This is a genomic window from Pseudomonas protegens (assembly GCF_013407925.2).
GTDB classification, from domain to species: domain Bacteria; phylum Pseudomonadota; class Gammaproteobacteria; order Pseudomonadales; family Pseudomonadaceae; genus Aquipseudomonas; species Aquipseudomonas fluorescens_AP.
In genome coordinates, this window is sequence record NZ_CP060201.1 from 3,560,935 (window position 1) to 3,573,557 (window position 12,623).

Sequence of the window (12,623 nt, forward strand, 5' to 3'; positions counted from 1 at the left end):
GCGCGAACGCCCTGCATGATGGTACCGATTGCCTCGGGACGCCAGTGCGTCGAGCGGCGGAATCGGCTGCTATGCTGCTTTGCACCCTGTTGCATCGACGCTGAGCGCCGCTTATCGGAGAGCCTGCCATGTCCCAGTCGCCATCCCTGAGCCAGTTACGCGAGCCCAACGCTTTTCTCAACCGGCACCTGGGTCCCGATGCCCAGGAACAGCAGGCGATGCTCGCCAGCCTCGGGCTGGGCAGCCGGACCGAGCTGATCGAGCAGACGGTGCCACCGGGAATCCGCTTCAATCGCGCCCTGGACCTGCCACCGGCGCTGGATGAACAGGCCGCCCTGGCCAAGCTCAAGGGTTATGCCGCGCAGAACCAGGTCTGGACCAGCCTGATCGGCATGGGCTATCACGGCACCCTGACGCCCACCGTTATCCTGCGCAACGTGCTGGAGAACCCCGGCTGGTACACCGCCTACACGCCCTATCAACCGGAAATCGCCCAGGGCCGGCTCGAAGCGCTGCTCAACTTCCAGCAGATGACCATCGACCTTACCGGCCTCGACCTGGCCAACGCCTCGTTGCTCGACGAGGCGACGGCGGCCGCCGAAGCCATGGCCCTGGCCAAGCGCGTGACCAAGTCCAGGAGCAATCTGTTCTTTGTCGATGAACACTGCCATCCGCAGACCCTTTCCGTGGTGCGTACCCGGGCCGAAGGGTTTGGCTTCGAACTGATCGTCGACGCTGTGGATAACTTGCCCGCGCATCAGGTGTTCGGTGCCCTGCTGCAATACCCGGATACCCACGGCGAGATTCGCGACCTGCGGCCGTTGATCGACCATCTGCACGCCCAGCAGGCCCTGGCCTGTGTCGCCGCCGATCTGCTCAGCCTGCTGGTGCTGACCCCGCCCGGCGAGCTGGGGGCCGACGTGGTGCTGGGGTCCTCCCAGCGCTTCGGCGTGCCCATGGGCTACGGCGGTCCGCATGCGGCGTTTTTCGCCTGCCGTGACGAGTACAAGCGCGCCATGCCCGGGCGCATCATCGGCGTGTCCAAGGATGCCCGGGGCCAGGTGGCCCTGCGCATGGCCCTGCAAACCCGCGAGCAACATATCCGCCGCGAGAAGGCCAACTCCAACATCTGCACCGCCCAGGTGCTGCTGGCCAACATCGCCGGCTTCTATGCGGTCTATCACGGCCCGGCGGGGCTCAAGCGCATTGCCCAGCGGGTGCATCGGCTGACCTGCATTCTCGCCGCCGGCCTTGAGCGCAAGGGGATCACCCGGGTCAACCGGCACTTCTTCGACACCCTGACCCTGGAGGTCGGGGGCAGCCAGACGGCGATCATCGACAGCGCCAGGGCGCAGCAGATCAACCTGCGGATTCTCGGGCGCGGCCGGCTGGGCCTGAGCCTGGATGAAACCTGTGACGAAACCACCGTGGCCCGGCTGCTGGATGTGTTTCTTGGCGCCGACCACGGGCTGGACGTTGGCGAACTGGACGCCGAGGCGCTGGAGTCGGGGCTGCCTGATGCGCTGCTGCGGCGCAGCCCCTGCCTGACCCATCCGGTGTTCAGCGCCCATCACAGCGAAACCGAGATGCTGCGCTACCTCAAGCAACTGGAGAACAAGGACCTGGCGCTCAACCAGTCGATGATCCCCCTGGGCTCCTGCACCATGAAGCTCAATGCCAGCAGCGAGATGATCCCCATCACCTGGCCGGAATTCGCCAACCTGCATCCTTTCGTCCCGCGGGAGCAGGCCGTCGGTTACACCTTGATGATCGAGGAGCTGGAGCGTTGGCTGTGCGCCATCACCGGGTTCGACGCGGTCTGCATGCAGCCCAACTCCGGGGCCCAGGGCGAGTACGCCGGGTTGCTGGCGATTCGTCGCTACCACGAGAGCCGCCAGCAAGGCGGGCGGCACATCTGCCTGATACCGGCCTCGGCCCATGGCACCAACCCGGCGTCGGCGCAGATGGCCGGGATGCAGGTGGTGATCGTCGAATGCGACGAGTCCGGCAACGTCGATCTGGAAGATCTCAAGGCCAAGGCCGCCGAAGCCGGCGATCGCCTGTCCTGCCTGATGGCCACTTATCCATCGACCCACGGTGTCTATGAGGAGGGCATCAGCCAGGTCTGCGAAGTTATCCACAGCCACGGCGGCCAGGTGTACATGGATGGCGCCAACCTCAACGCCCAGGTCGGGCTGGCCAGGCCGGCGGACATCGGCGCCGACGTCTCCCACATGAACCTGCACAAGACCTTCTGCATTCCCCACGGCGGTGGTGGCCCGGGCATGGGGCCCATCGGCGTGCGCGCCCATCTGGCGCCCTTTGTCGCCAATCACCCGGTGGTGCCGCTCGACGGACCGCTGGCGGAGAACGGCGCGGTCAGCGCGGCGCCCTGGGGCAGCGCCAGTATCCTGCCCATCAGCTGGATGTACATCGCCCTGATGGGGCCGCAACTGGCGGATGCCAGCGAGGTGGCGATCCTGGCCGCCAACTACCTGGCCGCTCAGCTCAACGGCGCCTTCCCGGTGCTGTTCAGCGGGCGTAATGGCCGGGTGGCCCATGAATGCATTCTCGACCTGCGACCGCTCAAGGCCCTGACCGGCATCAGCGAGGAGGATGTGGCCAAGCGCCTGATGGATTACGGCTTCCATGCCCCGACCATGTCGTTCCCGGTGCCGGGCACCTTGATGGTGGAGCCCACCGAAAGCGAGTCCAAGGCCGAGCTGGATCGCTTTGTCGAGGCCATGCTGAGCATCCGCGCCGAGATCGCCCAGGTCCAGGAGGGCAACTGGCCGGCCGAGGACAATCCGCTCAAGGGCGCGCCCCATACCCTGGCGGATATCGCCGGGACCTGGGAGCGGCCTTACAGCATCGAGCAGGCGGTGCTGCCCAGCGACCACGCGCGGGCCCACAAGTACTGGCCGACGGTCAACCGGGTGGACAACGTCTACGGTGATCGCAACCTGTTCTGCGCCTGTGTCCCGGTGGCGGCCTACCGCTGAGTCCGCCTCAGTAGTGCTGGCGTAGCCGCGTCGGGCGGGTGCCCTGGGCGCGGCCCCGGTGTGGCTGGCTCTCCAGGGGATAGAGGTGCAGCAGCTCTTCTTCGCTGACCTGGTTGCTCAGGCCCAGCTCCAGCTCCGGGCAGTCCAGGTCCAGCCAGTCGCCGTGCTGCAGTTGCAGTTCGTTCTCGCGCCGGCTGGCGCTGTGGAACACGTAGTGGACCATGCCCGGTTGCAGGAACTGCTCGTTTTGTTCGAGGAACGTCTGGGAATACTTGCGCAGCGCCCACCAGCTCTGCAGATCGAGGTGGTAGCTGAGGTAGGACAACTGCGCGCCCTGGCGTTCCACCCGGACATTGAGCGACAGGCTGTGCTGCAGCTCGCCAAGGATCAGCGCCGGGGCGATGGCGCATTGGCGCAGCCGCGATTGCGCGCAGGCACTGGCGTCCTGGCGGCTCAACAGCGGGTCGTGGATGTCCTGGCCCAGGCTGAAACCGACAAACCGCAGTTGCTTGAAGTGATCCACCAGGTACACACAGACCACCCCCGGCTGGCTGCTGATGCTCAGGGCGTGGTAGGGGATCGTCAGCGCCTCGCCATCGGTCTTGAGCAGGTTGCCGTTGCCCTTGTAGAACCAGCCCTGGTGCGTGTGCGCGGTGTTCAGGGTGACCTCGCAGACCTGGGCCAGCAGGCTGTCGCTGGGCTTGAGCGGCGGGCGCAGCGGTCCTTGCACAAGGCCTTCGGCAGGCAGCTGGGGATGGGCCGGAAGGCCGCGCAGGTGTTCGCTCCAGCTCAGATGGCGGCGAGCGCAGAACTGCAACGTCTCGTACAGCCCGCCATGTTCGGAAAGGGCACGCAGGCTCTGGCCATTGTGAAAGTCGAACAGCCCGATGGCGCGCTGATCCTTGTGGCAGACATCCAGCAACAGCAGGTAATCGTCCATGATTCTCTAGTCCTTGAGGGGCAAGCGGGCGGGGAGGATAGGCAGCGGCCCTGGGGCCTTGGCGCGCTGGGGCTGGCGCGCACTGTCCTTGAGCAGCAACGACAGCAACAAGCCGGCCAGGCTGCCGCTCAGGGCCACGTACAGGATCGACGGCAGGCCGAAATGGCTGGCGGCAAACCCGGCCACGGCCGGTGACAGGCCGCCGCCGAGGATCTCGCCGAAACCCACGACAATCCCGGTCGCCGTCGGCAGCAGGGCCGGGGCCACGGATTCACTGGTCAGCGGGCCCACCGTCATGCAGATCAGGCTGAAATTGAAAAACGACAGCAGGAACAGCAGCAGGAACAGCAGCCAGGGAATCGCCGGGCTGACGATCAGCAGGCCCACCAGGGTGCTGCTGGTCATGAAGCACACCGACACCACCGGCTTGCGCCCGAGGCGGTCGGACAGGCCGGGAATGATCAGCTGGCCGATGAAGCCGCCCAGGCCGATGGCCGAGATGACCAGGGCCATGGACAGGTTCTGCAGGTGCAGATGGTCGGTCAGGTAGCTGGGCAGCATGGCGCAAAGCACGAACTGGCAAGTGAGGTGCAGAACATGATGAGGATGTTCAGGCTGACGTTGCCGCTCTTGAAGGCCGCCAGCCATTGGCTCCCGGCGCTGGCGTCGGAGGCGCTACGGGGTGTTGCCGGCAGCGGCCGGTAGGCCTTCCACAGGTAGCCGGCCAGGAGCAGGCCGGGCAGGGCGATGATCGCGAAGACCGCGCGCCAGGAACCGGTCAGTTGCAGCAGGCCGGCGGCGATCAGCGGCCCCAGGCACAGGCCGAGGATCGGAAACAGCGCCTGCTGGATACCCAGGTTCAGGCCGCGCCGGTCGGGGCGCGAGACTTCGTTGGTGACAATGATGCTGGTCGGGGTGAAGGCGCCTTCGCAGATGCCCATCAGCCCGCGCAGGATCACCAGCCCGAGTACCCCGCTGGCCAGCGCGGAGAAGCCGGACAGCAGCGACAGCACGGTGATGGAGATCACCAGCACGCGGCGGGTGCCCAGGCGCTCGATCACGCCGCCCATGCCCAGGGCGGACAGCCCCCAGGTCAAGGCCAGCGCGGCGGACAGGTAGCCCAGGTCCTGATAGTCCAGTTGCAGGTCGTGCATGATCACCGGGAACAGCGGCAGGATGATGAAGCGGTCCAGCCCCACCAGCCCGAAGCTCAGTGACAGCAGCAGCACCATGGTTCTTTCGTAACGGCTGTCGGCAGCCGTGGTCGGTATTCCAGTGTTCATCGCTCAGCTTCCTTGTGAAACCATGAACCCGGCGCGGGGCGCCGTTAGGGTGCGACCCGAGGGGGCCGTGCAGCCCGGCAACCTCGGGTCGGACAGACGCAGGGCGCTACTTCAGGCGGTCCACTGGCCTACCGCCATTTCTGCGGTGAAGCCCGGGCCGAAGGCCGCCAGCAGGCCGATGTCGCCCTGCTTCAGATTGGAATCGAACTGGCGCTTGAGCACGTCGAACACCACCACGCTGGCAATGTTGCCGGCTTCCGACAGGCTGCTGCGCGATTGCGCCACCCGGTTCGAGGCCAGGTCCAGGTGCATCACCAGTTCGTCGAGGATCTTGCGGCCACCGGTGTGGAAGATGAAGAAGTCGTTGTGCGCGCAGTTCTGTTCGAAGCTGTCGTAGTTGAGCTTCTCCATCACCGGCGCCACATCCTTGATCGAGTTCATCACCGCCTTGTCGAGGGTGAAGTGGAAGCCGGTGTCCTTCACGTCGTACTTGATGTAGTGCTCGCTCTTGGGCAGGAAGAACGACTCGGTCTTCTTGATCTTGAAGCCGCTGGCCTGGTCATCGGCGCGCAGCACGCAGGCCGACACCGCATCGCCGAACAGCGCCGCGGAGATGAAGGCGTGCAGCTTGGTGTCGTCCGGCTGGTAGCACAGCGAAGAGAACTCCAGGGACACGATCAGCACGTGGTTGCGCGCATCGAGCCGGGCGAAATCGTTGGCCCGGTTGATGGCCGCGGCGCCGGCCACGCAGCCCAGCTGGGCGATGGGCAGTTGCACGGTGGAATTGGGCAGGCCGAGGTCGTTGATCAGGTGCGCGGTCAGCGACGGCATCATGAAGCCGGTGCAGGAGGTGACGATCACCATGCGGATGTCGCTGATCTGCAACCCGGCATTCTCGATGGCCTGGCGCGCTGCGGCCGACGACATCTGCCGCGCTTCACGCTCGTAGACGATGCTGCGGTGGGTAAAGCCGGTGTGCACCGCCAGCTCGTCGATCGGCAGCACCAGGTGGCGCTCGTTGACTTCGGTGTTGGCGATCATGCGTTTGGCCAGGGCCATGCGCGGATGGTCGGCGTGCAGGTTTTCCAGGTGATCAACCATCTGCTGCTGGGTGATCTTGTGTTGCGGAAACATGACGTGTGGGAGGCAAAGAGTAGACATGATGGGTCCTTGGCTCTAAGTAAGCCAATAAGTTAAGGGGTGGGGATCGTTCCCCGTTAATAGGCACAGGAATCTGTAGGCCCTAAAGGAAATCAGGACCTTAAGGCAACTTCGAGGCGTGAAGCGGCCGTTGATGTAACTTTTAAGTTGGATTTTATTTTAATGGCTAACTTCAAGGTGCCTTATATAAAGGCACCTTGAACAACAACTTATATATCCAGTACGAACTTATAAGCGTATTGCCAGGCCAGGTTGCTTTCGCGCACATGCTTGCGAATCACCATGCGCACCGGCGCGCCGACTTTCAGTTGGTGCGGATCGCAGACGTCGACGATCTCCGAGGCGATCACCAGGCCGTCGTCCAGGCGCACCATGGCCATGACGCGCGGCACGGTTTCGCCATAACCCATGGCGGCCAGGACCGGGTTCTCGGCGTGGGCCATGACTTCGATCTTGCCCGTGCGCTTGCAGCGGTAAGGCTTCACGCTCAGGGAATTGCAGGCGCCACAGACGGTGCGCCTTGGGAAGAAGATCTCGTTGCACTCTTCGCACTGGCTGCCTTCGAGGCGGTACTTGCCGCCATGCTCGCGCCATTCGCGGAGCATGCTGGCGGTAGTCATTCTGTGGATCTGTTCTGGGTACATGGACATGGTCCGGGCTCCTTAGTCGTTCGAGAGGACAATCACTGAGTTGTGCGCCGCGTAACCGCCAAGGTTCTGCGACACGCCGATGCGTGCGCCCTTGACCTGGTTGTCGGATTCACCCCTCAGCTGCCGGAACAGCTCGGTGATGTGCAGGATGCCGTCGCAGCCGGAGGCATGGCCGCGGCCGATGTTGCCGCCGTCGGTGTTCAGCGGCAGTTGGCCGTCCAGGGCGATGCCGCCTTCGAGCACGAAGTCGCCGGCCTGGCCCTTGCCGCAGATGCCCATGGATTCCATCTGGATCAGCCCGGCGCCGAGCAGGTCGTAGACCTGGGCCACGTCGATGTCCTTGGCGGTGATCCCGGCTTTCTTGTAGGCGATTTCCGCGCAGGCGATGGAGTTGGCCGAGACGGCCATGCCCACGTCCTTGGGCAGGCCCGGGTGGTGCAGGGTCGGATTGTGGAAGCGCGTGCCAAAGTAGTGCGAAACCCCGGTGTAGGCGCAGCCGCGGACGAACACCGGTTTGTCGGTGTACTTGTGGGCCAGGTGCTCGGCCACCAGGATCGCGCAGCCACTGGCCTCGCCCCAGGCCAGCATCGAGCCGCAGGCTTCGCTGTTCTTCAGCGCTTCCAGGGTGGGGATCGGCTGGCCGTAGCGGGTGGCGGTCGGCGTGTTGTGGGCATAGACCCGCATCTGCCGGCCGAACGTGGCCAGTACATCAGCCTCGCGACCGGCGTAGCCGAACTTCTGGAAGTACTCGGCGGTGGCCAGGGCGAAGGCGTCGGTGTGGGAGATGCCGAGGAAGTAATCGTATTCACATTCAGTGCTGGAGCCGATGTATTCGGCGTAGTTGAAGTGATCGGTCATTTTCTCGAAGCCGCCGCACAGGACGATGTCGTACTCACCGGACGCGACCATCTGGTGGCCCATCTGGAACGACACCGAGCTGCTGGTGCAGTTGGCGGTGCTCATGAAGGTCGGCGCCGGGCTGATGCCCAGGGCGTCGGAGATGGTCGGGCCCAGGCCGCCATATTCGGAGATGCCTTCACCGTGGTAACCGTAGGCGACGCCCTGGATTTCCCGGGGGTGCATCTTGGCGTCCTTGAGGGCCTTGTAAGCGGACTCGACGATCATTTCCTTGAACGTCTGCCGAACTCGTGAACTTCCGGGCTTCGGCGTATAGGCGGCCGAAACGATTGCAACACGACGTGCGCACATGTGCATGCTCCTTGCGTAGACAGGCGTAATCAGAGGTAGGCGGTCAGGGCGTAGTCAGCCCGCAGGTACTTGAACTCGTACTTGATGGAGGTGCCGTAATCGACATAGGTCTTGGTTTCGAGCAGTTCGCGCAGGGGCTTGTTGTGCTTCTGGTACTGCTCGATGGCGTCGGTGACGGTCAGGGCGATGGCGTCACTGCCGGCGCCGAAACCATAGGACACCATGAGGATCTTCTGCCCCGGACGGGCCTGGTCCAGCACGTTGATCAGGCCGAGCAGCGGGCTGGCCGAACCGGTGTCGCCAACGCTGCCGGCATAGATCCCCGGTTCCACTTGCTTGGGGTTGAAGCCCAGGTGCTTGCCCAGGGAATAGGGCGTGGACACCAGGTTTTGCTGGAACACCACATAGTCATAATCGGCCGGGCTGGTATGCAGCTTGGCCATCAGGCCCTCGGCGGCGCGGCGGGTCTGGTCTTCCAGGCCGATGCTGTTCTTGTCCGAGCCCAGGCCCATCCCGGAACGGATATAGCGATCGCCTTGGGGGCGGATGTTGTCGGCGATATCGGCGGCGCAGGAGAAGCTGGCGTCGAATTCGGCGATGACATTCTGATTGCCGATCAGCAATGCCGCGGCGCCGGCCCCGGCATAGGACTCGGTCAGGTCGCCCGGTGCGGTGTTGCGGTTGATGGTGTCGGCGCCGATGGCCAGGGCGCTGCCGGTCATGCCGGAGGCCACCAGGGCCTGGCAGATCTGCAGGGCTGAGGTGCCGGACTTGCCGGCGAACTGCACGTCGGCGCAGTAGGCGTCGTAACCGCTGCCGAGCATTTCCAGGATGATCGAGGCCGAAGCCCGAGAATCGTAGGGGTTGGTGCAAGTACCCAGATAGAGGGCCTGGAGTTCATGACCGGGGATTTTGTCGAGGGCCCGTTGCGCCGCCAGCACGCCAAGGGTGATGACATCTTCATCCGGCTGCAGCACCGCTCGTTCGCTGACGCCGAGGTTTTCCTCCACCAGCTTGAGGTCGGTGTTTTTCCAGACGTTGATGACGTCCTGAACTTTGAGACGGCATACCGGAACAGCCGCGCCGTAGCTGACAATGCCTACTTTTTTCACGTTCATTTTCCTCTTGATTCCATTCTTTTTGAGAAAACTGGGTCGTGCTTGCTCAGAAGCACCCTTGAAACATACGGAAAACAGTTTTTGCTGCCTGACTCTGGTCGGCACCGCGTAAACCCTCAGTCCAGAGGGGTTTTACCGCAGGCTCCAAAGAGGGGAAAAGCCACTCGAAAGCTGTTTTTCTTCACCTCATCGTGCTATGATACGGAACGTTTCGTTTAATAATAATTTCAGACGATCCAGTCTCTTGAGAGAAAAGGCTTCAAGCCTCGAATTTGAGAGACTCTGAGTTAAAAGGCCTGATCCGCTCAACCCTTACGAGAAATTTCAAGAACTAGATGGATCGGTGCAAGAATTTCATGATTCTTTCAAGAATGAAACGAAACGGACCGTTTCATTTCGATTCGAGGGAATCCTATACCCTGCGTTGCGTTTGTCAAGCGCCCTGCCTGGAGATTTTTTATTGTGGCTCGTACCCCATCTCGCAGCTCCATCGGCTCTTTGCGAAGTCCGCATACCCACAAAGCCATCCTCAGTTCCACCATCGAGATCCTCAAGGAATGCGGTTATTCCGGACTCAGCATTGAGTCGGTCGCGCGCCGGGCGGGTGCCAGCAAGCCGACGATTTATCGGTGGTGGTCGAACAAAGCGGCGTTGATCGCGGAAGTCTATGAAAACGAGAGCGAGCAGGTAAGAAAGTTTCCTGATCTCGGCTCATTCAAGGCAGATCTCGACTTTTTACTGCGTAATCTCTGGAAAGTTTGGCGAGAAACCATTTGTGGCGAGGCGTTTCGCTGTGTGATTGCCGAAGCTCAGTTGGATCCAGCGACATTGACCCAACTCAAGGATCAGTTCATGGAGCGCAGAAGGGAGATGCCGAAAAAACTGGTGGAAAATGCCATCAGCAATGGTGAATTGCCCAAGGACACCAACCGTGAATTGCTGCTCGATATGATTTTCGGTTTTTGCTGGTATCGGCTGCTGACCGAGCAGTTGACTGCGGAACAGGATATTGAGGAATTCACTGATTTACTGATCAACGGTGTCTGTTCTGGCGCGCAACGTTGATTCCTTGAGAGCATTGAGCCTGCACAGGATGCGGGCTCAATGACGGATGTTTCAGGCTGAAGCGGCAGCGAACTCCCGATACAGGTCCGGCAGAAAGCTGGCCAGATGATTGAACTCGCACATGTCGTGAACGGCGAACTCATAGGCCAGGGTTTCCAGCTCGGTTTCGCCGAAACCACTTTCCTTGAGCAGCGCCGATGCTTTTTCTGCCCCGGGAAAGCGGGCCATCGAGGGGTGCGAGCCAACCCAGTAGCGGCTGGTCAGGTACATGCCGCCTGGCACCTCCTTGAACAGATGCACCATCAGTGACACCGGCACCTGCGGATGCTCGGCCAGGCTCATCAGGGCGCTGACGCTGCCATCGATTTTCGCTTCGCGATACAGGTCCGGGTCCAGGCCCAGGCTGGCCGGCTCCTTGAAATCGATGTGCAGGTGCATCAGGCGGTCGCCAACATATTCCGAGGCGCAGAAGGTGTTGCCGTACAAGCGCTCCTCGAAACTCAAGGACGCGTCACCCAGGCGCTGGTGGTTCACGCATGGATTGCTGACATGGGCGTAGGGGAACCACAGGGTATAGCGCTGCGCTTCCGCCGGGTGCCACATGAACCACCACTTGAACATCTGCGCGGTGCAACCGGGGAAGAACTTGCGGCTCTGCACATAGGCCATCGGGCCCGGCAGCAGGGCGTAGCCGGACTCTTCGCTGACGAAGTCCGGGTCGAGCAGGCGATTGATGTCCTCCACACTCGGGGTCAGGGTGTCCTTGAGGTCCATCGGGCCTTGCTGGATCTTGCGCACGGCGGACAGTGGCACGCGCATTTCCGAGCGGAAGTATTTGGCATACGGCTTGTTCCTGACCGCCGCCTGGTTGCGCAGGAACAGCTTCTGCATGGGCAAGGAGAAGTAGGTGAAGGGGGTCATGACGCGCGCTTCCATGCTGATATCCTTTGGCTTGAATAGACGAGAGGCCGGCATCTTCCTGTACTCCCTCAATCGTGGTTGCACGAGAAACTGGCGCTTTGTAGCTAAGCAGTGCATAAACAAAAGTCAAATTTGAATTTAACTTAGTGAGAAAGCCATGGCTCTTTCCGCTTCCCCGCAGACGCCTGCGGCCCGTGCACCGCGCCAGGATGGCCAGGCGACTCGCCAGCAGATTCTGGAAACCGCCGGCCAGCTCTTTGCCGAGCTGGGGTACGCCAATACCACCAGCAAGCAGATCTGCGAGAACTCCAGGGCCAACAATGCCTCGGTCAATTATCACTTCGAGAACAAGGACGGCCTGTATCGGGCGGTGTTGCGCGAGGCCCATGACCGCCTGCTGCGGATCGAGACCATGATCACCCTGAGCGAGAGCCAGGAGCGCGCCGAGGACAAGCTGCGCGCGATCATCACCGTGCTGATCGAGGGGCTGGCCAACCAGCGCGAGGGCTGGGCGCTGAAGGTGCTGACCCGCGAGCTGCTGTCGCCCTCGTCGGTGTTGCCGGAGGTGCTGGAGGAGCAAGCCTTTCCCAAGGCCCAGATCGTGCGAAACATTCTCGGCCAGATCATGCAACTGCCGCCGGACGACCCGGCCACACTGCGCAGCGCGGTCAGCGTGTTTGCGCCATGCCTGTTCCTGCTGATTGCCCATGAGCCGCTGACGCGCCATGTGTTGCCGGGGTTGGCGCTCGATCCGCCTGCGTTGATCGAGCACATGATGAGTTACGCCCTGGCCGGCCTGGCTGCCGTGTCTCGGGCTTCGACTCCCGTCTAGGCCGTTGTCCGGGCAAAAAAAACGCCGACCCTGAGGTCGGCGTTCCTGTTCGGCGATTTCCGGGCCGGTGCTTACTCCTGGGCGACGGCGTTCTTGGCCAGGATGGCGTTGGCCAGCTCCATGTCGGTGGCTTTGAGGCCAGGGTTGTCGGCGCGGACTTTCTGCATGGCGGCTTCCAGGTACGGGCCGCGGATGCTGCCTTCGCTGGCGACGAAGCTACCGGCGTCGTCCTGGGCGGCGACGATCAGTTTGTGGTCCTTGAAGGTCAGGTAAGTGGAGCCGGTGGTGGCGCCGGAGGAAATGACGTTACGCCAGAAGGTGTCGGCCATTGCCGAACCAACGGGAAGGGACAGCAAGGCAAGGGTGGCGACAGCTATTTTCAGACGCATGATGGGTGACTCCAACTGGGGTTATCTGCACCGTTTGATTCTAGATACACCAG

The 12,623-nt window shown here is 62.5% G+C and carries 10 protein-coding genes and 1 pseudogene; 3 read left to right on the forward strand and 8 right to left on the reverse strand.

The genetic code is table 11. The features are described from left to right. The first annotated feature begins 128 nt into the window (after positions 1–128). The gene (gcvP, locus tag GGI48_RS16450) at positions 129–3,002 is read left to right on the forward strand and encodes an aminomethyl-transferring glycine dehydrogenase (RefSeq protein WP_179599167.1); all 2,874 of its coding nucleotides are present in this window, start codon (positions 129–131) and stop codon (positions 3,000–3,002) included. A 7-nt stretch (positions 3,003–3,009) separates the two neighbouring features. Here gcvP and GGI48_RS16455 read toward each other — a convergent pair whose 3' ends face one another. The 6 genes and pseudogenes from GGI48_RS16455 to GGI48_RS16480 form a co-directional block, all read right to left on the reverse strand. Then, positions 3,010–3,942 carry a fumarylacetoacetate hydrolase gene (locus GGI48_RS16455; protein WP_016966047.1) on the reverse strand — a complete coding sequence of 311 codons (933 nt, stop codon included), beginning with the start codon at positions 3,940–3,942 and terminating at the stop codon, positions 3,010–3,012. 6 nt (positions 3,943–3,948) lie between these two features. Beyond that, positions 3,949–5,225 (reverse strand): annotated as a pseudogene (locus GGI48_RS16460) (MFS transporter). A 111-nt stretch (positions 5,226–5,336) separates the two neighbouring features. Beyond that, positions 5,337–6,386, reverse strand: a complete 1,050-nt coding sequence (locus tag GGI48_RS16465; protein ID WP_016966049.1) for a type III polyketide synthase — start codon at positions 6,384–6,386, stop codon at positions 5,337–5,339. Positions 6,387–6,595: 209 nt separating this feature from the next. Further along, positions 6,596–7,036: a Zn-ribbon domain-containing OB-fold protein gene (locus tag GGI48_RS16470; RefSeq protein WP_016966050.1), complete on the reverse strand. Its 441-nt coding sequence runs from the start codon at positions 7,034–7,036 to the stop codon at positions 6,596–6,598. 12 nt (positions 7,037–7,048) lie between these two features. After that, positions 7,049–8,245, reverse strand: a complete 1,197-nt coding sequence (locus GGI48_RS16475; RefSeq protein WP_016966051.1) for a thiolase family protein — start codon at positions 8,243–8,245, stop codon at positions 7,049–7,051. A gap of 29 nt (positions 8,246–8,274) precedes the next feature. Next, entirely contained in the window at positions 8,275–9,363 is a 1,089-nt protein-coding gene (locus tag GGI48_RS16480; RefSeq protein ID WP_016966052.1) for a hydroxymethylglutaryl-CoA synthase, read from the reverse strand. Between the two features lie 462 nt (positions 9,364–9,825). Between GGI48_RS16480 and GGI48_RS16485 the strand changes: the two genes are divergently transcribed. Continuing rightward, a complete protein-coding gene (locus GGI48_RS16485) occupies positions 9,826–10,428 on the forward strand; it encodes a TetR/AcrR family transcriptional regulator (protein WP_016966053.1) in 603 nt (200 codons plus the stop codon). Positions 10,429–10,479: 51 nt separating this feature from the next. Here the strand turns inward: GGI48_RS16485 and GGI48_RS16490 are convergent, their stop codons facing one another. Next, positions 10,480–11,364, reverse strand: a complete 885-nt coding sequence (locus GGI48_RS16490; protein WP_047306555.1) for a DAPG hydrolase family protein — start codon at positions 11,362–11,364, stop codon at positions 10,480–10,482. Between the two features lie 142 nt (positions 11,365–11,506). Between GGI48_RS16490 and GGI48_RS16495 the strand changes: the two genes are divergently transcribed. Then, positions 11,507–12,181 (forward strand): TetR/AcrR family transcriptional regulator, encoded by a 675-nt coding sequence (locus tag GGI48_RS16495; protein WP_179599169.1) that lies wholly within the window; start codon positions 11,507–11,509, stop codon positions 12,179–12,181. A 71-nt stretch (positions 12,182–12,252) separates the two neighbouring features. Here the strand turns inward: GGI48_RS16495 and GGI48_RS16500 are convergent, their stop codons facing one another. Beyond that, a complete protein-coding gene (locus GGI48_RS16500; RefSeq protein WP_016966055.1) occupies positions 12,253–12,570 on the reverse strand; it encodes a DUF2388 domain-containing protein in 318 nt (105 codons plus the stop codon). Between the last annotated feature and the right edge of the window lie 53 nt (positions 12,571–12,623).

What these genes read in the sequence shown, in the direction of transcription:
- gcvP (WP_179599167.1), top strand. Translation starts at nt 129, where the DNA reads ATGTCCCAGTCGCCATCCCTGAGCCAGTTACGCGAGCCCAACGCTTTT.
- GGI48_RS16455 (WP_016966047.1), bottom strand. Translation starts at nt 3,942, where the DNA reads ATGGACGATTACCTGCTGTTGCTGGATGTCTGCCACAAGGATCAGCGC.
- GGI48_RS16465 (WP_016966049.1), bottom strand. Translation starts at nt 6,386, where the DNA reads ATGTCTACTCTTTGCCTCCCACACGTCATGTTTCCGCAACACAAGATC.
- GGI48_RS16470 (WP_016966050.1), bottom strand. Translation starts at nt 7,036, where the DNA reads ATGTCCATGTACCCAGAACAGATCCACAGAATGACTACCGCCAGCATG.
- GGI48_RS16475 (WP_016966051.1), bottom strand. Translation starts at nt 8,245, where the DNA reads ATGTGCGCACGTCGTGTTGCAATCGTTTCGGCCGCCTATACGCCGAAG.
- GGI48_RS16480 (WP_016966052.1), bottom strand. Translation starts at nt 9,363, where the DNA reads ATGAACGTGAAAAAAGTAGGCATTGTCAGCTACGGCGCGGCTGTTCCG.
- GGI48_RS16490 (WP_047306555.1), bottom strand. Translation starts at nt 11,364, where the DNA reads ATGGAAGCGCGCGTCATGACCCCCTTCACCTACTTCTCCTTGCCCATG.
- GGI48_RS16495 (WP_179599169.1), top strand. Translation starts at nt 11,507, where the DNA reads ATGGCTCTTTCCGCTTCCCCGCAGACGCCTGCGGCCCGTGCACCGCGC.
- GGI48_RS16500 (WP_016966055.1), bottom strand. Translation starts at nt 12,570, where the DNA reads ATGCGTCTGAAAATAGCTGTCGCCACCCTTGCCTTGCTGTCCCTTCCC.